The 20,585-nt window shown below is 42.7% G+C and carries 11 protein-coding genes; 6 read left to right on the top strand and 5 right to left on the bottom strand.

Annotation, left to right across the window (positions count from 1 at the left end; translation table 11 throughout):
• Positions 1-148: 148 nt before the first annotated feature.
• Both IEX80_RS05105 and IEX80_RS05100 read right to left on the bottom strand, forming a co-directional pair.
• Positions 149-640, bottom strand: coding sequence for a DUF302 domain-containing protein (locus tag IEX80_RS05105; protein WP_188832193.1), 492 nt, complete (start codon positions 638-640; stop codon positions 149-151).
• 162 nt (positions 641-802) lie between these two features.
• Entirely contained in the window at positions 803-3,073 is a 2,271-nt protein-coding gene (locus IEX80_RS05100; RefSeq protein ID WP_188832192.1) for a tetratricopeptide repeat-containing sensor histidine kinase, read from the bottom strand.
• A gap of 534 nt (positions 3,074-3,607) precedes the next feature.
• On the opposite strand from IEX80_RS05100, the gene IEX80_RS05095 reads away from it, so the two are divergent.
• Both IEX80_RS05095 and IEX80_RS05090 read left to right on the top strand, forming a co-directional pair.
• Positions 3,608-4,471: a helix-turn-helix domain-containing protein gene (locus IEX80_RS05095; RefSeq protein WP_188832190.1), complete on the top strand. Its 864-nt coding sequence runs from the start codon at positions 3,608-3,610 to the stop codon at positions 4,469-4,471.
• A gap of 66 nt (positions 4,472-4,537) precedes the next feature.
• A complete protein-coding gene (locus IEX80_RS05090) occupies positions 4,538-9,406 on the top strand; it encodes a sigma 54-interacting transcriptional regulator (RefSeq protein ID WP_188832188.1) in 4,869 nt (1,622 codons plus the stop codon).
• Positions 9,407-9,438: 32 nt separating this feature from the next.
• On the opposite strand, the gene IEX80_RS05085 is transcribed toward IEX80_RS05090, so the two are convergent.
• Both IEX80_RS05085 and IEX80_RS05080 read right to left on the bottom strand, forming a co-directional pair.
• Complete coding sequence (locus tag IEX80_RS05085; protein WP_188832186.1) at positions 9,439-11,415, bottom strand: sigma-54 dependent transcriptional regulator; 1,977 nt, start codon at positions 11,413-11,415, stop codon at positions 9,439-9,441.
• Positions 11,412-12,314 carry a sensor histidine kinase gene (locus tag IEX80_RS05080; protein WP_188832184.1) on the bottom strand — a complete coding sequence of 301 codons (903 nt, stop codon included), beginning with the start codon at positions 12,312-12,314 and terminating at the stop codon, positions 11,412-11,414. Before IEX80_RS05080 ends, IEX80_RS05085 begins: the two co-directional genes overlap by 4 nt.
• Before the next feature lie 413 nt (positions 12,315-12,727).
• On the opposite strand from IEX80_RS05080, the gene IEX80_RS05075 reads away from it, so the two are divergent.
• The 4 genes from IEX80_RS05075 (at position 12,728) to IEX80_RS05060 (ending at position 17,822) form a co-directional block, all read left to right on the top strand.
• A complete protein-coding gene (locus IEX80_RS05075; protein WP_188832182.1) occupies positions 12,728-14,218 on the top strand; it encodes a catalase in 1,491 nt (496 codons plus the stop codon).
• 101 nt (positions 14,219-14,319) lie between these two features.
• Entirely contained in the window at positions 14,320-15,159 is an 840-nt protein-coding gene (locus tag IEX80_RS05070; protein ID WP_188832181.1) for an oxidoreductase, read from the top strand.
• 58 nt (positions 15,160-15,217) lie between these two features.
• Entirely contained in the window at positions 15,218-16,438 is a 1,221-nt protein-coding gene (locus IEX80_RS05065) for a condensation domain-containing protein (RefSeq protein WP_188832179.1), read from the top strand.
• Positions 16,439-16,514: 76 nt separating this feature from the next.
• Positions 16,515-17,822, top strand: coding sequence for an alpha/beta fold hydrolase (locus IEX80_RS05060; protein WP_188832177.1), 1,308 nt, complete (start codon positions 16,515-16,517; stop codon positions 17,820-17,822).
• Positions 17,823-17,937: 115 nt separating this feature from the next.
• Here the strand turns inward: IEX80_RS05060 and IEX80_RS05055 are convergent, their stop codons facing one another.
• The gene (locus tag IEX80_RS05055; RefSeq protein WP_188832176.1) at positions 17,938-20,244 is read right to left on the bottom strand and encodes a sensor histidine kinase; all 2,307 of its coding nucleotides are present in this window, start codon (positions 20,242-20,244) and stop codon (positions 17,938-17,940) included.
• Positions 20,245-20,585: the final 341 nt, after the last annotated feature.

The following is a 20,585-nucleotide window of genomic DNA, read 5'->3' as shown; positions in this document are numbered from 1 at the left end:
GCCGGATACTAAAGCGGGTTAAAAAATCCCGCGATATTATCAGTGCCTACGTGACTATGCTCAATTAAATTCTTTACAAAATTAAAATTACGCTCCCTTGCTTTGATGTATGAATCGTGTGATTTATAGTATGGAATGTGAGGAATTGTTACCGAACACTACGATTCACACTTTCATTGACGAGTTTTTCCAGTTTTTGGTCAAGCAATAATCCAATCTCTAAAATTTCAGGATTGCCAAACTGCCCAAAAAGGGTAGAGGGAAGATCATACTCTATAGTGATCTGACCTGTAGCAGTTTCGTAAACCAATATGCGAAGCGGCGCATAAAGGGCGGCCCGAACGTCATGTCGCGTCATTTGCAATGCTATCAGGGGATTGCCAAGAATATATTGAATTGCGTTTTTATTTTGTCCGTCCAGGCGCAGTAGTGCACCGTGCTCCTGGACGCCAAACAGGATAAGATCTTCAAAACCGCCAAGAGAACGCAGGTGTGATTGTGCAATTTCAGGATGCGATTTAATGAGATCAAAATCCTCCTTGCCTATAGCGCCTAATAACGACACCATTTTTTTATTGAATTGCTTGAAATCTGCATCAATTGTTAACGCGCGATGCTTTATTGTAATAATTGTTTCCATAATTTTTAATTATAAGCCGACGGATCTGAAGACAATGCGTCCGCTCCGCAGTTCAAAAATACACCGCTGGTGATATAGCTAAAAAGTAAGGAACCCTGGATTTGATGTACGGATCGCTTGAATTTTGGAAATTAGAAACCGGTTTGATGTGGGGGCTCTCTGTTAAGCTTCTCTGTTCAGTTTCTCATGCCGGATATCTTTGATGCCCCCCAATGTTTTAAGCCGTTGTAGTTTAATGCAGATATTTGTGCCGTTTGCTGAAAATATAGATAATTCCCCCTGAAGCTGCCTGGTAAGCCCGCTGATGATATTCATCCCGAGCGTGCTGCAATTATTAAAGTCGAAATCCGGAGGTAACCCGCAGCCGTTATCCGCAATACAAATTTCAACATCATTTTCAGTAATTTCCTTTACCCGGACTGTTATCAGACAGTTGGTTCGGTTTTTAAAAGCATATTTAATCGAGTTGGTGATGGCCTCATTTAATATCAACCCCAGCGGCACGATTTGAGATACGTCGAATAGAAGCTCTTCGACATCGTACTCAAAGCTTATATTTTTGCCGGTACCGAAACTGTCCCTCAAAAAACCGATAAGTTCTGAAATGTATTCTTTTATATTGATACCGGTAAGGTTTTCATCCTGGTACAGTTTCTGGTGCACGAGTGAAATGCTGTGCATCCGGTGACGGCTTTCGCGAAGTACTTCAAGTGCATTCTCATCGACCAGAAAAGATGATTGCGAATCGAGAAGGCTGATTACAATTTGCAGATTGTTTTTCACTCTGTGATGGACTTCCTTTATCAACCATTCCCGTTCCTTTAATAAGTGTTTAAGTGAAAGATTTTGACCATTGATTGCATTTTGTTTGCTCTGTAATTCCCTGTTTGTTTTTTGTTTGAGACGATAGCTGCCTAACAGCACGAATGTTAACATGATGAATAGCAGCATTCCCGCAATAGAAAGGTTCCGGACAAGCTTCTCACTGTTAAGTGTTCTTTCCTGCAAGGCTGCTTTTTGTTTCAGCGACGCGATGTCCATGTCTTTTTTTTCAGTCTTGTATTGGATTTGAAGCTGTGTTAATTCGCGGTCGTGATTGCGACGGTTTAATGAATCACTGAGTTGTTTATAGCGATCGAAGTGCGTTAAGGCTTCCCAGGGCCGGTTGCTTGCTGAGTCTAAGCGGTAATAGATCTCCTCAACCCCGGCCATGTCATGAATATTTTTGGTTTTTTGCGTAATTGTTTGCATAGCACCAAGTTGCACTTTGCATTCTTTGAAATCTTTTTTCATCAAAAATAAACGAGCTGCCGCGCGATGATAATTCATCAGCAGGAAATCGTAGAGATAAAACTGTTTTATCAGACTTTTAATAGCGTCATTATATTTCAGGGCATTATCCACGTCACGTTTTTGCAGATACGCCTCCATGAGTGTTGTGTTTAAATTGATATAATGCCCTGTATCCTGTGGTGTGATAATCCGAAGAGCTTCTTTAAGTGTAACTATTGCCTTATTGGCTTCGTTAATACGAATATAGCTCCAGCCAAGATTAGCACTGATGATCATCACTGCGTCATTGTCATGATTTCGCCTTGCGTAACGCATTGCTTTTTCAAATACTTTACTGGCTTCAGCTCGTTGATTCAAGGAATTGTAAATGATCCCCATCCGGTTGTATAAGGTTGCAACAGTTGATGTGCTGTCACCGGATTTTAATGCGCATTTTTCTGCCAGAAGCAGGTATTTTAAACCGTCACGGGACGCTCCCGTTCTATTCAGCACTGCGCCAAGCAGGCAATAAATGTCCTGAAGTTTATAGAAATTATTTGCCTTGTAAATTATCAGGGCTTGCTTCAGTTTTTCTATCGCCAGGATATTGTCTTCCTTCACATTGTAAAGGTCTCCAAGGTACTTCAGCTGATCTGCGAGTTTGATCGAATTTGGAAGTTTTTCGCTTAGTATATCTATTGCATGCCTGTACAGGGCTATTTTTTTTTCTAAATCGCCGGCGTCATTAATTCCATAGTAGCTTGCCAGCTCAATATCGGCATCAGCCTCCGCCAATCTGAAGGAAGCATCTGAAGTAAATATTTCAATCGAACGACCTAGGTAATCTTTTGCTTTTTTTTGATCTTTCCGTTCTCTGTAAACCTTTGATAACGTAAAAAAAGATTGTCCGATGCCCTTTTTATATATGAGTTTTTCGCTGAATACGAGGGCTTGTCTGGTATTTTTTTCAGCAAACCGAAGGTCCGGGTCAAGTTCTCCCGGTTTATTCAAGTAGAGTTCTGCGGTTTTTAACCACTTGGCTATAGTTATGCTGTCTGTTTGCGAAATTGCAGAATCCTGCGCGATTGCTGTTGAACCGTTCAATAACAATACGAAATTAAGCAATATGCCAACAAAATTGATTTTCCGGATCCTTGTCAAAATCTGCAATACGTTTTAATGTTCCGCTATTTGGATTTAAAAGTCGTCGCTGTACGTGTGTTGCACTGCAACGGTCTTCCTCATCAATAGATATCATTGAGCTTTAACCGCGGTCATTTTCAATGAGGTGATTTTTGGGGTGCAAGGTATACCTAAGGAAATGTCTAAACCATGTACAAAAAGATTAATTAGTGGTACGGATGAAGCAAATGGGGGTAGATATAATTAACAGGCAATTTGGGCGAATGGAAAGGCTTACCGCTTTAGTTTTAAATAACTTCAATTAACTATCCACTTGTCACACCCAAAGTAGTTCGAAAAGAATGAGAAATTTCTGCACTGCGTCCGGCTTGCGGAGGAAGAATGTGCTTAAGTATCGAAATATCAAACCCTACCCTTGACTAATTTCATTTTAGCGATATATCGCAAATTTTAAAAATCAATATTTTGATCTAATTTACTTATGGTCAGCCATTTGTAATGTATGGTATAAGATTGGCGTAATTGGCGTCGAGTTTCTATTAATAAAGTCCTATGGCCATTACAATTTCCAAATCAACCGATCTAAAACCTGCTATCTTCAATTATCGTCGTCTATTTGATATACGACGGCTGTCTGATGGAAACCTTAATGCGGTGCAGGTTGCAGCGAATCAAACAGGTTATTACAGGATAATTTTCGTGACGCAGGGTGACTGCGATTATATATTGGATCGAAAAGATCGTACTGTTGATACATTAAATATAGGTTTGGTAAGACCTACGGTGGGCTTTTCCTTACAAAAGGGACGTGATGCAGATGGTTATTTACTATCTTTTTCTCATGATTTCCTGCAATTGTCAACCGGGTCCTCCGCACTCCTGAGATCCGTTTTTTTGAATTTAAGAGAAATAGACCAGTTGCCGCTCCAGAAAAGTGAGCATCGGTTTCTTAAAGATATTCTGGAGCGTCTTATTTATGAATCTAAAAGCTACGACGGGAGTAACTGTGAAATAGTGCAGGGCTTGTTCCAGGTAGTAGCGTCCTTTTTAAATCGTGCGACATCGCAGCTGAGTCCAGCGACACCGGGTAAATGCCTTCTTCAAACCCAGCATTTCTTTTCCCTGCTTGATAAATATTTTACCACACTGAAAATGCCTGCCGACTATGCCAGGATGATGGCTGTCACCCCGGCATACCTCAATAACATGATAAAGGATACGCTTGGAAACACCACCAGTTACTTTATTCAACAGCGTATCCTGGTAGAAGCCAAACGTTTGATAAGTTACAATGAATTAAATATGAAGGAGGTGGCTTATAAGCTCGGTTTCTTAGATGTATCTCATTTCAGTAAGTTTTTTAAGCGAATAACCGGCGAGAGTTTTACCGATTATAAAAGAGCAATGGCGGCCTGACACTACGGTCCAGGTTAAGAGCGTATGCGATAAATCCAATACCCTATAAAATTAATAATCAGTAGTATGATAATTTTTCCTCATCAATCGAGTATTGAAAGTTCTGAAGATGATATCCGGGCAATAGTCGGACAATCAGGCGCAAACACAGGTCAACTTGCAGCGGTACTTGGAGATAATAAGCAGAAACTTATTGATTGTATGGAAGAAGTTTGCCAGCTGGGCAAATTATTGACAGCGACCGAGGAGCCTCTGCTTTTGAATGATATTTTAAAGCATAAGGTCAACCGATTGGTAAACGCATTCAGTTCAGCTGTTATTTATAACAATAAGGGATTGGCCCCCATAGAATACCTGTTTTATTATGATAACGAACGCGATAGTGACGCCAATCAATATGCGGATTCTGCTTCAGCGATAGGGGCCGACAGCTTCGGCTATTTATATGAGCATCTACGCAGATCGGAGAAATCCGCAGGCTTTTTTGAACTCGATTTGACTATTTATGCTGATATCGAAAGACTTCACCCGTTTTTCGCCGCTTGCCAAAAACAGGGCTTTCAAAAAGCTACAATTGTTAATCTGTTTCGCGGAGCTGAATTTGTCGGTTTTTGGGTGCTAGTATTAAACCATGATGCCGATATAAACGATTTGCCAAATTGTATTTTGGAACAAATAATTATTCAACTGGCCTCTGCAGTTTATTGTATTAATACTTCCAGTCAGTTAAGTGAAGCAAAAAAAGAGAATGATGTATTGCAGTCGCTTAATGTGGAGCTCGCCTCTGCCCGGGACGAAGATGATCTGTTTAAAATTATAAGATCGAAACTTTTAAACCTCTTTCAATTTTCCCATCACTTTATATACAAGATCAATGATGATCAAATGACGGCGAGTGTATTGCTTATTGACGCGCATTCCCGTTCACAAAATCACCCGTTATTTGAAACCACCATGAAAACGGAGGTTAACATTGCCGATGGTATATTTAACAAAGCTCTGTTGTCCACGGAACCAGTAATTTTAGATCTCGAAAAGTTGAACGAACGAAAGCAATTGCCCTTATATCTGCGAATCAATTATGAATCTGGAGTAAAAAAAGTGTTAATGCTGGCGCTCAGGGTTGATTTTAGAGTTATGGGAATATGGTGTATTGCCTTTACCGGCGAACAACCGGTTCGTCCGAGGTACATAGAGTTGGCCAAAACGATTGCGGCACCAATATCTGTTGCCGTAGATAATATCCGGATTAGCGAATCCCTGCGATACAGGGAGACCGAAAGAAACAAGCTCATGGACTTAAGTTTCGAATTGACCTCCGTTAAAAGCAAGGCGGAGTTTATTGGGATTATAGAGCCTTATCTTCGCAAATTTTTTATTTTCAACAGCATGTCCGTTTTCGTTCATGCTGATGGGTATGAAGACACACCTTTTATATATCTTGCCGGGTTAGGCCTGGGAAATCGTGTGGATTGTGTATCGCCTGAAGTTGATGATTGGTTTAAAGGCGGCCAGATTTTCTCAAGGCTTTGCGAAACTGCGGACCCTAATGTAGCGAGCCTGGAAAGGATAATTGAAAGGACGGGAGGATCGCCATTTTTAAAATCGGAGTATGATGGGGGCACGAGAGGTGTTGTTTCTATTGCTTTACGGAACGATAACAGGCAGATCGGTACGCTGAGTTTATATCTGATGGAAGGCATTCACCTTCATGAACCGCAACTTCATCTTCTCAAAGAAGTTTCCTATCAAATCGCGAAGACGGTTTCCAATATTTTACATAACGAAGAGATAGCGAGCCGTGAACGTGAAAAAGAACTTTTGCTGGCAGTTAGCGAAGATATAGCCGCAACAAGGGAAAAAGATCAGTTGATCAGGATTATTAACGAGCGTATAAGGCCGGTTTTGAAGTTCGAACATATTTCTTTGAGTATGAAATGCCCTGACGGTTTTATAGTTTCATTTCTTAATGACCCTAACTCAAAGTCCCGCGGACATCAGGAATACGCTAAGGTACAACGGTTGGATATCAGTCGATACACAGAATTTATCGATTTTATCGACTCTTCATCTTTGCCTGTTTCCATTACCAGAACGAGCCGTTTTGAATTTCAGGATTTACCAAAGTTCTTAACGGTAAATTTCGAAAGTGGCATTGAGGAAATTTTAATTGCGAGACTTTATGACGGAGTTACGGTTTTTGGATATTGGGTACTTTGTTTTGCGTCCCGGAATACGATTAAGACCAGCCAGTTCGGGCTGCTACAGGCGATCGCCAACCAATTGTCAACAGCAGTTTACAATATAAGGGCTAATATGGAGATTGCTGAAAGACAAAAGGAAAACGAATTGCTTATTACATTTAGCAATGATTCCGCTGGTTTAAGGAATTATTGTGAGCTCATCAGGCTCATGTCGACAAAACTAAAGAACGCTTTCAATTTCGATAACTTTTTTGTCGGGGTCACGGACGAAGACGGCCAGTCCATAAGCATACTGTTGCCTAACGAGAATCCCGGTAAACATCTTCAACTCCATGAGCCGCTCAAAATAGTTATGACAGCCGAGATAAAACGACTCCTCGATAATGCGGACTCCCCCTGTATTATTGACGGTACCTCAGAATTTGATGCTTTCCCGACAGTACATCGAGGCATCGGACCTCATAAGACAGTAATTACTAATTTCGTGCAGGATAATAAGATTCTTGCTTTTTGGGTTGTTTCGTTTCCCGAAGAAAAAAATATAGAGCCTGGGCTTTTCAGGATGCTCAAAGGCATTAGCGATCAGCTTTCAATTGCCGTTGCTAATATTCAGGCCAATAATAAACTGGCTTATAATGAAAAGCGGAAAGGACTGCTACTCTCATTGAGTACAAAAGTTTCATCGGCACGTAACCCTGTTGACCTGCTTAAAGTACTCGCCTCAGAATTAAAAAGAGAACTGAATTTTTCTCACGGGTCGATTGTGCTTTTTGATAACAGGGAAAAAACTTTCGCTCTCCCGTGGGTGCTTCCTGCTGAATCGAAATCCAGTGGTCACGCCCGTTATAAGGATATTATAGGCTTAACACCAGTCTATGATGGAGTGGCAGACCTCGCGCTAAGGTCAGACAAACCGCTTATCATCGATATTGTCGCTTTTTCCAAAAACAACAAAATGCCTCTTTATATGCAGGTGAGCTTTGAAAGCGGAATGTCTCATGTTATGTTTACTAAATTGATCATCAACGGAGAGGTATTAGGTTTTTGGGTGCTTTGGTATGGATCCGCTCCTGATGGCACACCGGCTTACCTCGAATCGGTTGAAGAGATTGCGAATGTGCTGACAGTGCCGATTTTCAATATCTCTTTTAATGAACAAATTAACAAACGGGAACACGAGAAATCAACCATGCTTGAGTTTGCCGGTGCTATAGCTGATGTCAAAGATCGGTTTGAGCTACGGAAGATATTCAACCATTACCTTAAAAACCTTTGCCTGATTGAAGATATATGTCTTCATTGGTTCTCCGAAGATAAGAGTTCGCATTTCTGTTATTTTTGGAAGGATAAAAGCGAACATGCTGCTAAACCGGATTTTGAAAAGTTAATATCTGCACTATATCCGGCCAATGATATCATCCTGGGGAACCTGATCTCCGGCGGGGTTGCGGCGAGGTTTCAAGTGGCTGAAATTATGGCACACCCCGAAGCGCCGTCCTATGCAAAGCTTTTTTACAGTGAGGGAATTTCAGACATCATCGGTGTGCCTTTGTACAAAGGAAAGGAAATGGTAGGCGTGTTGTTCGTTAAAGAGTACGATGCGAACTATGCGGATCAGCCTTTATTTAAAGGGCTGTGTTCGCAGCTTGCCATCGCAGTTTCCGATTTGATAGCAACGGATAAAATTACCAAACAGCTGGCTGAGATCAACAGCTACAAGGAAAGACTGGAAGAGGAAAAGGTTTATCTCAGGCAGGAGCTGGAAACCTCCCACAATTATTCTGAAATAATTGGAGAAAGCGATGAAATTAAACAGGTATTTCGACAGGTTTCGCAAGTTGCCGCCTCGGACAGCACAGTATTGATCCAGGGAGAAACCGGTACCGGAAAAGAGTTGGTTGCCAGGGCGATACATAATCACTCGTCCAGGGAAAATAAATTAATGATAAAGGTGAACTGTGCTGCATTGCCCGCAAGCCTGATAGAAAGTGAACTGTTTGGTCACGAGCGGGGAAGTTTTACCGGTGCAACCGAAAAGAGAATAGGCAAATTTGAGCTTGCTAACGGTGGCACATTATTTTTAGATGAAATAGGGGAACTTCCGCTTGAGCTGCAAGTGAAGTTCTTACGGGCTCTGCAGGAACGGGAAATTGAACGGATCGGGGGAAAGGCTACGATAAAAATCGATGTCCGAATTATTACAGCCACAAATCGTAACCTCGAAACTGAAGTAGCCGAAGGGCGTTTCAGAAGCGATCTCTATTTCCGGCTCAGCACTTTTCCTATCTATTTGCCATCTTTAAGGGAACGGAAAGCGGATCTCGCTTTACTTGCAGGCCATTTCGCAGCCCGTTTTGCGAAGAAAACCGGTAAGCCCATCAATATGATAAGTCAAAAAGCTATGCAGGAGTTAATGGCTTACAACTGGCCGGGAAACGTGCGTGAATTGGAACATCAAATAGAGAGGAGCGTGCTGCTTGCAACCAGTAACACCATCAAGAGCTTTTCGCTGCCCACCGCTAAGCAGGAAGTCCTGCCTGTTAATTTAATTGAAAATAGCGCAGCCCAAACAATAGATGACCACGAAAGAGATTTGATCTTAAAAACATTGAAACAATGTTTTGGTAAAATCAGCGGCCCCAAAGGCGCCGCTGAATTACTGGGTGTACCATCAAGCACGTTAAACTCTAAAATGAAGCGCCTCGGCATCAAAAAAAGCTTTCGGCGGTAAAGAAAGGACGGGCCTCCTGGCATTGGGGACTTTCATTGATTGGCGTCGTATTCTCTTCTTATGCCTAATCTTTTCATTCGCGAGTATAAGGTCCCCGGCGGAACGCCGAGGATTTCCGCAGCACCGCCAACTCCGGCAACTCTGCCCTGAACGGCTTTCAGTACTTCGATAATATGCTCGGCTTCGTTCTCGTCCAATGTTTTTAGTTTTTGTATTTTGACCACCGGGGGATCACTTGCAGGTTTGCTTAAACGAATATTGGGTATCCTGACAGACCGGATCTCATTATCTTGTGCATCCAGGACACTTCGTTCGATCAAGTGTTCCAATTCTCGTACATTCCCGGGCCAATCATATAGTTTCAAGCTTTCCAACGCCTCGTTGCTGATTTTTAAACTGGAACGCCTCATTTTTTTTGCAAATTTTTCCGTAAAGCTTTCTGCAAGCAACGGAATATCGTCTATGCGCTCGCGCAACGGCGGCGTTTCGATAGGGAAAACATTCAAACGGTAATAAAGGTCCAATCGAAAACGGCCTTCAGATACCTCTCTCTCCAAGTTCCTGTTAGTTGCCGCCAATATCCTGACATCAACCTTTATTGTTTTACTGCTTCCAAGGCGTTCAAATTCCATTTCCTGCAGCACGCGTAATAGTTTAACCTGTGCCGATAACGGCAGCTCCCCAACCTCATCCAAAAACAAGGTGCCTCCGTCGGCCTGTTCGAATTTGCCCACCCGTTTTTCAAAAGCTCCGGTAAACGCGCCTTTTTCATGCCCGAAAAGTTCGCTCTCGACTAAATCTATCGGAAGCGCAGCGCAGTTTACAATAACCATCTGTTTTTTGTGCCGTGGTGAAAGTTTGTGGATACATTGCGCGACGCGTTCTTTACCTGTACCGCTTTCTCCGGTAATCAATACGGAGGTTACGGAAGGCGCAACGACATCTATTTTGTCTAAAACGGTGAGCAGCGCGGGACTTTTACCAATAATTCCATCAAATCTATGAGGTTGGGGCTGCGGCGTAGTGCTTGCCCAATCTGTAATCACTTCTGGTTGCCTGGATTTAGGAACACTTTGACCTGTGAATGTCTTTTTTATCAGCTCTTCGAATAAGCCGGAAAAAGAAATTTGAGCCCGTTCCAGTAAGCCCAGGTCATTCGTAGAATAAGCAATCGCCCTCTTGCTGTAAAATGAAATTTCCGCATAGTTTGATCCGCCTACTTCAATCCGGAAATTCAACTTAGCGTTCAGGTTGAAATAAGAACTGAGGCGCTTTTCCCAGACTTCATCCAATAGCGACCGCTTATAATCGATACCATTCAGATAAAAATTCGTTTGTCTGGATGAAATTCGTGGAGCTGAATTGTTATTTGACTTATAATCAATTTGTTTATTTAGGTCCTGGTCATTCAGGAAATCATACTCATCAAAAGAGGTACGGACAAAATTATAAGTTTGCAAGCCAGGATTGTTCTGAATCTTAAAATTTATCCTCATGAAATCAAAGGAAATGAATGATTGGATTAATCCCGGCAACCGGGTTACTTTTTGTTCGGCGTCATTAACAGACTCGGTTAAGTTTTCCAGCTGCCTTTTCCAGATCAACTCTCGCTGTGACGAAAGATCGGTGTTGTTCTGGTGCTTTTGACGAGCGATGTCCAACATGATCAGTAAATCCTTCTCTCTGAATGGTTTTACGAGAAAGCCATATGGCTGCGTCGCCTTGGCAGACTCGAGAACGCTCTGGTTTGTGTTCGCCGATATGTAAATAAATCCGATGTTTTTTTCCACCAGCAAAGGTGCTAGTTCGGTTCCCAGCGAGCCGTCCTGTAAATAAATATCCAATAACACCCAGGTAGGGTCGCACGACGCAATGAGGGGCTTTGCTTCTTCCACCGAGGATGCTACGCCACAGATTTGATACCCGGCTTTAGTTAGTTTTAAGCGCAGGTCATTCGCAACTATAAATTCATCCTCTACAATCAGGATATTTTCTTTATTACCGTTCATATTAAGTTCAGTTTTTCGCTACTTGCGTCTGTAAAAGTGAGTGTTAGCGATAATCCATGCATACCAGTTAATTTACATTCCCCGCCCAGTTGACGACTTAGTCCCATAATAAGAGCAGTACCCATGGTGTTGCCCTCACCAGGTTTGAAGGAGGATGGAAGTCCCACACCATCGTCTGAAATCATCAAAAAAAGGTTGTCATCTTCTGACCTGGTTACATCGATCTTTATATTACCAGGTTTATTGCCAGGGAACGCAAACTTTATTGCGTTACTCAAGGCCTCATAAATGATCAGGCCGAGCGGAACCATAGGTTCTACCAACAGATTGATGTCCTGTATGCCGGATTTGAAATTGATCCGTTCATCCAGCTCAAATTCGTCTTTCAGATATCCGATCAGATTTTCCACATATTGCCGGAGATTAACTTTTGAAAGGTGATCGGGCTGGTATAAACTATGATAAGCCAGTGAGATGGCATATAACCGCCGTTCAGTGTTTTTAAAGGTTTCCCGCGCGTTTTGGCCAATTAAATATGCTGATTGGGTGTTGAGCAGGCTACTGATGATCTGCAAATTGTTTTTGACCCTATGATTGATTTCGCCGATCAGCCATTCGCGTTCCTCGTTACATTTTGCAAGCGTGTTTTCTGTTTGCCTTAGCATTAAATGAGCATCGTTTAACGCTAGCGTTCTATCGCAAAGCTTCTTTCTGACCCAAAGTCCGGCCGCAATCAGGACCGGTAACAATGAAGCCATCCATACGTTTTCATGCGTATAGTGCACCCAATTCCTTATCCAAAAGTATTTACCTGACATCAGGATATCCGACCCGAAAAGCGAATCGAAATGTCCGGTGCCGGTGCAATTTAGCAGCGACTTAATTATATCATTTTTCATGTTCAGCAGGATCCATATGCTTCTTTAACCAGCTTCTTCAGTGGTAAGAATGGCCGGAATATGCAAGTAGGATGCCATTGGTGTAATTGATTGAGATAAAGTGTATTGTATTGTATGGTCGTGTTTCTACGATGCGATATATCGCATTCCCTCCAAAGATGGAATCGAAACAGGCGTGCTTTACGGGTTCCCGGGAGAGCTAATGAATGGCTCGATAAAATCCTTGGCTTGGGCACGGCAAAGCACTCCTCTTAAGTATTGGTCATCGTCATTGGTACCTGTTGCCAATGATGCATTCGTTCGTAGGGGCAGATGATCGTTCCTATGAATGATACCATAAAATGCTCGAAGCAGCCATTGAACCGGCTGGAGGCCGAAACTACTTTTGCCTATCAAAACTAAAATGACTGAAAATGGAAAAACTGACTACAGCCTCCGGGATCCCTTATGTAAATCATGAAGATACACAAAGTGCCGGGGCCCGCGGCCCCTTATTACTTCAGGATTTTATACTTCATGAAAAGCTCGCCCATTTTAACCGGGAACGTATCCCTGAGCGTATAGTCCATGCCAAGGGTTCAGCAGCATACGGAACCTTCACGGTGACCAGTGACATTACATCATATTCAAAAGCCAAATTGTTTGGAGAAATTGGTAAACAAACAAGGGTGCTTCTCAGATTTTCGACGGTCGGCGGCGAAAAGGGATCTGCGGATACAGAACGTGACCCGCGGGGCTTTGCCGTAAAATTCTATACGGAGGACGGAAATTGGGATTTGGTCGGTAACAATACACCGGTGTTTTTTATAAAAGATCCAAAGAAATTCCCCGATTTCATACATACGCAGAAGCGGGACCCATTCACCAATTGCAAAAGCGCTACTATGGTCTGGGACTTTTTTAGCTTAAACCCAGAATCGTTACATCAGGTACTTTTTTTGATGAGCGATCGCGGTACGCCATACGGGTTTCGCTATATGCATGGTTTCGGCAGTCATACCTATACTTTGATTAACAAGGAAAATGAAATAGTCTACGTTAAATTTCACTTCAAAAGCGTCCAGGGTATCAGGAATTTCACATCGGCAGAAGCGAAGTTAATGCGTGGTGAAGACCCGGATTTTGCACAGCGTGACCTTCTGAATGCTATTGAGGACGGTAACTTTCCTAAATGGACACTTAAAATCCAGGTAATGACACCTGAACAAGCGGCTGCTTATTCCTTTAACCCTTTTGATCTTACTACAGTCTGGAGTCAGAACGAATACCCTTTAATCGAGGTGGGAGAACTGGAACTTAACCAGAATCCGGACAATTACTTCTCAGAAGTAGAGCAGGCTGCATTTGCCCCATCGAGAATTGTTGATGGCATAGGACACTCACCGGATAAAATGCTGCAGGGGCGGATATTGGCCTATCCTGACGCACAACGGTACAGGCTGGGTGTTAATTTTGAACAGTTGCCTGTTAACCGCTGTCCGTTCATCGTCAATAATTACCAACGCGATGGTTTAATGAGGGTAGACGATAATGGAAAGCGCTCGCCGAATTATTTCCCGAACAGCTTTGACAACATAAAGCCGGATGCAGCCTATGCGAGACCGGCAGAGCAAGTGCATCAGCCGGTTGCTGACTGGTTTGACAGGAATGCCGAAGGAGAGAACGATCACTACACACAACCCGGAATTTTCTATCGTAATGTATTATCGCAGGAAGATAAATCACGTTTGGTATCAAATATTGCTGAATCAATGAGGCAAATTGAAGGGCCTCTGAAAGAAGAAATCATTAACCGGCAATTGTGCCATTTTTTTCGTGCCGAATTTAGCCTGGGCATGGCGGTCATGAATGAATTAGGTATTGACCCTGGCGATATGACCAGGCACATGCCATCGAAAAAATAAAAGATCAAACCTAACTCACCTATGAGAACAAGGGTGGTTTTACGGAACTGCCCTTTGTAAAGGCTTTAAAGACGAGGATTATCTACAACTAAATTGAAAGTATGAAAAATGAAAAAGTGATCATGATCACCGGCGCCTCCAAAGGCTTTGGTTTTGAAATGGTTGGCGCTGCGTTGAAAAATGACGACCGGGTAATAGCAACCGTAAGAAGTGACGCTGAAAGCCTGATGAAGGCATTCGATTACAATAAAAACCTGTTTGTTGTTACTATGGACGTAACCAGCGAGGAAGCAGTGCAACAGGCAGTTCAGCAAGCCTTAAAGCGTTTTAGCATTATCGACGTTCTGATTAATAACGCCGGCTACGGTTTAATTGGAGCTGTAGAGGAAGCATCCGATGCTGAGGTAAGAAAGCAATATGATACTAATGTCTTTGGGATGCTTAACGTGATCCGCGCCGTCTTGCCTGATATGAGGGAAAGAAAGTCTGGCCATATTATTAATATTTCCTCTTTATTCGGTTACGATGCGATAGCGGGATGGACAATATACAGCTCCACAAAGTATGCGGTCGAAGGTATTTCTTCCGGTATGGCAAAAGAACTGGCACCACTGGGTATCCACGTGACCGCGTTAGCGCCGGGACTATTCAGCACTGACTTTTTAGGTAAAGGTTCGTTCGTTCAAAGCGGTTTGGTTATAGCTGACTACACGGATACTGTTGGCGCAGTTAGAGAGCGCGTTGGTGGTTTTCATGGACAGCAACCGGGCGATCCTAAAAAACTGGCCAGGCTGGCAATTCATATTGCACATACCGAAAACCCGCCACTCCATTTATTAGTTGGACGGGACGCAGTTCAATGGTATCAGGGTAACGCTGATAGGGTGGCAGGCGAAGTGACGACCTGGCTTGAGGCATCGCTTAGCACAGATCATGATTAATCTCAGTTCGATCTATAGTTGAAACCATTTGAAGAAAAGAAAATTATAAAAAACAGATATGTCGGATTTTAAGGGAAGACCATTGGGCGGCGTGGAAAAGTTGTATCTGGCGCTAAACGAGATTTTTGTAAAAACATTTGCTATAGTGGCTGAGCTCGGAAGTAAAATTCCGGAGAATAGCATCCGCCCCGCACTTAACGAGCTTTCAAAGCGCCATCCCCAACTTAAGTACCGGATTGCCGAAGATGATCAGTTTCAGTTCTGGTTTATCAGTGACGCGGACAGCGTTATCCCATTCAGGATTATACAGATCGAGGATAAAGCTGATTGGCCGGAAACCGTCGCTGCTGAATTGACAAACTCTTTTGATCTCTCCAGGGCGCCGCTTTTCCGGGTCGTTGTTTTACAAAAACAATCAAATTCGGTACTCATCATGCTTTCTAATCATAGTATAGGGGACGGAATGTCCGTTAGTTTCGCCTTGCGTGATTTTTTGAAGATACTTTCAGGGATGAAATCCGGCACGCTCCCTGTTCCGCTTTCAATGGATGAATCTTTAAATGAAATTTCCTTCCCGGTACCCGATTTTTCGCCGGTTGGTTTGGGTTCCTTAGGACGCAGGGATAAAAATACAGGAGCTTCTATTTATATCAATAAATTGCAATTTTCAGAAGCGTTTACAAACGCACTTGCAGACCGGTCCCGCAATGAATCTACAACTGTGAATGGCGCGTTGAACGCCGCCGTGGCCATCGCGATGAGTAAAATTGATGGTCGTTTTTCCGGACGGCCACTAGTAACACGCTCTCCGGTATCGGCACGCAAAGCGCTCAATATTGATGATGACTACGCGTTAAATGTTATTACCAAAAACCTCGATGTTAATCCGGCAGATCATCAAGATTTTTGGGAGTTTGCACGGATAATCACATCAGAGCTCAATGGGGCTCCGTCAATTGAACAGGTCAGGGGATATGTGAAATATTTCAGGAGCCGTATTTTGCAACCCGTTCCCTTTGCTCAAATTGTTAAAGGAATAGAAGCAACCATCGGAACCGATTTTATGGTCAGTAATCTCGGACGGATAGAGGAGGAGTCATTCGGTGAATATCGTATCGAATCATTGTGGGGCCCTATAGTAATTTCCGGCACCGGCGCTGAGCAAACGGTAGGCGCGGTAACTATCAGTGGGAAGCTTTCCCTGACAAATATCAGTCTGTCGGAAATGCCGGCACTCCTCACCGAGACAGCAGGGGTTTTATCTGCGGCGGTGAGATGATCAAATTGTTCGCTACCCGGAGGCGGCAAACTGCGCCTCCGGATATGTTTCGGATTCTATCTAAAATACAATTGCAGTGAAAAGTACATTATTTCAGCAAATTAAGACATGGTTAGCCTACGCCCTTAAAATGGCGTCTGTTATTCTCAGTTGGTTTATTGTTTACCTGACTTTAATATATATCACTAACGGAATGCTTCAGGGGGCTGTGGCCGCCCTGGGAGGCATATTGATAGCCGGTTTGACACTCATCTTGTTCATCGGTAGAAGCTGGGTCAAACCCGGGGTTCAGCGCTACGTTATAATAATTATTTTCGGAGCGTTTATGGTTTTCGTAATCCATACATCAACCCCGTTAGCGTCTAATGATAATCCGAAACCTGCGCCGGACTTTAGTGACGTACCTACGTGTTTTTGGAATCTGAAGACCGGAAGTCATATCGCATACTATAAGATCGCGGCGAAACCAGGTATTGCTAAAAAAACTACACCCATCATCTTCCTTCATGGTGGGCCTGGTGCTTATGTCAGAAAATTAGATCTCGATTTTTTTAAAACGTTCGCTATTGACGGCTACGATGTATACCTGTACGATCAGGTTGGCTCCGGGAGAAGCGGATTGTTGCCTAAGTCAGGGTACTCGCACTTGCGGAATATTCTTGATTTTGAAGCCATTGTTAATGTTATTAACGCAAAGCAATATATAGTTATAGGACAGTCCTATGGAGGGTCACTTTTGGCCGATATTGCATCAGATAGCCGAATGGCTGGGCGTATATATAAAGCTGTTTATGCGGAGCCCGGAGTTACTGTTTCATCTGCTGGCACTGCCACGTTTACGAGGTCGCCCAATGCCCTAAACGAAGATGTAAACCTGCCTCTCAGGGCCATTATCGGTATACTTATAAATCCCGGAGGCGATTTTACATCGCAAAACGAAATCCTGAATTATATGAGTAACAGGCAGGACCTGGTTCAGAAACTTTTTATTCAATCCTTTCCAAAAGACGACAGGAATAGCATTCCGAAAGTAGAACCGGGTTTGATCAATTTCTCGGTAATAGGTATTATCCCTCCGCAGGTAGCAGTCTATAATAAAGATTTGAAAACTAAATTTCAGCATAACAAAGTAAGGTCGATGCTTATGCTGGGGGAAAGCTCTTACATTGAAAGAAACGCACCGCTTGATCTCCTGCGTATCAACCCCGGAATCGAACGTGTGCAGTATTTCAAAAATGCAGGACACATTTTATGGAATGGTTTACACAATAACAATGTACGGGTAAAAAACTCAATCGATGAATTTTTGAACGACGCCCCACCCGCCTTACCCAATTATCCTACGCTTAAAGATATTCCGGAATTCATTAGATCACGTAAATAGTGGAGGCGGCTAAGAGTGCGAAAAACCAGCTCTTAGGCTTTTTTATTGTGTGCAAGATGACCGGAAGGGAGTACCTACTTGTTGTGTTATAATGATTTGAAAATAAGGTTCCGCTTTATGATTTGACCTGGCTTGTCTTCCTAAAAGGAAATTTCAAAGAAAGCGTTAATCCTTGCAAATTGCTAATCTCGAACGAGGCTTGTATTTGCCTTCCAAGTCCTTTGATCATTACCATCCCAAGCGTGTTAACTTTATCGAAGTCAAAGTCTTCGGGTAATCCACGGCCATTGTCGGCGACGGTGAGAACATAATGTTCGTCCTCTGTCTTAAGTATCGACACAGATAGCTCTCCGCCTTTTTCACCAAAGGCATATTTAATTGAGTTTGTAATGGCTTCGTTTAAGATCAATCCTACAGGTACGGCCAAATCAATGTCCAGGTTGATATCATCAATAGAAATCCTGAACAGGATATGACGGGTGGATGTGTTAAATGCATCCTTCAGGTCCTCAATAAGATCATGAACATAAGACTGCATTTCAATACTGACACCTCCCGTTTCCCGGTAGAGCTTCTGGTGAATCAATGCGATAGCCTGCACCCGTTGCTGGCTTTCTTCCAAAGCCTGTACAGCATCGCTATTTTCCAAATATGCCAGTTGGGTACTTAACAGGCTGGTTACTATTTGCAGGTTATTTTTTACCCGGTGATGAACTTCTTTCAATAGCATGTCTTTATCTGCAAGAAGTAGCTCTTTTTCGCCAAGCAGTATTTCCTTTTCACTTAACAGGGTCTGCAGGCTCTCGTTTTTTAGGTCGATTTCCTTATTTTTAGAGGTTAAAATACGATTGCTTTTTATCTTAGTTCTGAAACCGTAAAAAATACCACCTGATATTATGCACATTACTATGATGCCACCTCCGGTAATATTACGCTGAATGTTGGCCTTTTGTGCTTGTGCAAGGTTAACTTTATTTTGTGCGTTAAGTAAATCAATCTTGATTTGCTTTTGCTTGGTTTCAAAAGAGACCTCGAGCTGGTTAATCTGCCTGCTTTTTTCAACTGTAAATATTGAATCATTCAGTCGTTTGTGGAGCTGGAATTGTTGCAACGCCGGAAAGTAATTTCCTGCCGATGAGTCTATCCTGGATTGCAATAACGCCAGGATACTTTTTTGCAGCGGTCTGATCGGAGGTTTCTTAGCCGCTATTTCCGCTAAGAAAGGTTCAGCTTTCTTAAATTGATTTATTGAACCATAGAAAGTACCAATGGATCTGTAAACCAAGCCCAGTAGCGATAAATTCTCATGTTTGGGGTCTACTCTATCATATTGACGATTAGTGAGCTGGTAATAATGCTCAGCTGCCTTGTAGTTGTGCATGGCAGCATAAATTTCTCCATAGAACTGATAAACATAAATTTGCTGAAGGGAGTCAGGAGGGGCCTTCTTTACAGTTTCATTTAGGATTTTCATAGCGTCCGCAGGCCGCCCTTGTTTCACGACGCTGGGAATTAAATTCCAAAGAGAAATGGTGTAATCTGTTTTCAACTCTAACGAAAGCGACAGTTGTTTTCTGGCGTATAACTCACTTTGAGAAAGATTCCCCAGATCCTTATAAAGTACTGATAAGTGTCGGTAAAAAAGTTCCTCCCTGCTTTTCGAGAACTCCTTCGGATGTTTCTGTAAATTATCAAGTTCCTGCGACGCATAATAGAGTTGCTTGTTGAGGTCATTGTTTAATCCCGCTATGTAGTCCAGCCAATCTAAAACTCTGCCATCACTTTCGCCGAAATATTTGATCCTTTTAAAACCTTCATGGACCGACAGCAAGATTTTTTCAGCTTCGGCATACTTTTTATCATAAACGTAGCCGGTAGCGTTCGCAGCCTGAAGCTCTAAAGCTTTAAACTTATTTCCTGCCTGATTGTAAAGCTTGATTGCCCGCTCGGTGCTCGCATGACCTTCGGCCCGGTTTTCAGGTGCCTTTTGGTTAAGCAGGTGGCTGCCAAGATATTCCCATGCATGAGCCTCCAGGCGAATGTTGCCGGTCTTTTGATAGTAGCCGATCACTTCCTTAAGTATCTTTTTTCCGGTATCTGGCTTTCCGGACTCGAAGAACGCCAGGGATTTATAGGCTAATATCCGATAACGCCATTCAGTCGAGTGCAAACTTTCGCTTAATTCTGCTGCACGTTTATAGTAATTAAAGGCACTGTCCAGATCCGATTTCTTTTCCTGAGGCAGGAAAAGGTAGTAGTTTCCCAATCGTAAAAGCGCACTTACACGATTTGTGTCCACGCTGCTCTTTTTCAACAATGTATGATATTCTTTGAGCGAATCTTCAACTCCGTTCTGGCAATAGCTTTTCAACCCGGCCAAGAGTATTAACAGGGATAAAGAGCAGATTCGAAGAGAGTTCATGATTTTTTTAATAAAGATAAAAATAATCCGCACGTACTGGCACTAAATGAATGTATCAAACTTGCTGCATGTCATTTGTGGGCAGATCGGGAATAATAAGGTTAGGCAGGGTAACGCGGTGCTTTGACAATTGAAAGTTGATTACTACAGCGCTACAAAAATTATAAGACTCGCATATATAGGTTGGCAATATCCCGCGTATCGCTCGCTAAAATTCGATATATCACATCCTGTTTTTTACTGTATGTTTTAAGTTATTGATATTCAGTTATTTAATTTTTGGTATGCGTAATGCATATGGCTTTGTAAATCAGATAATCTGTGAAACGGCCATTATTAAA

Origin of the sequence: Mucilaginibacter rubeus, assembly GCF_014643835.1 — a bacterium.
Classification (GTDB): Bacteria; Bacteroidota; Bacteroidia; order Sphingobacteriales; family Sphingobacteriaceae; genus Mucilaginibacter; species Mucilaginibacter rubeus.
The sequence above is the reverse complement of the archived record's forward strand: the minus strand, read 5'-3'. Positions and strand labels throughout refer to the sequence as shown.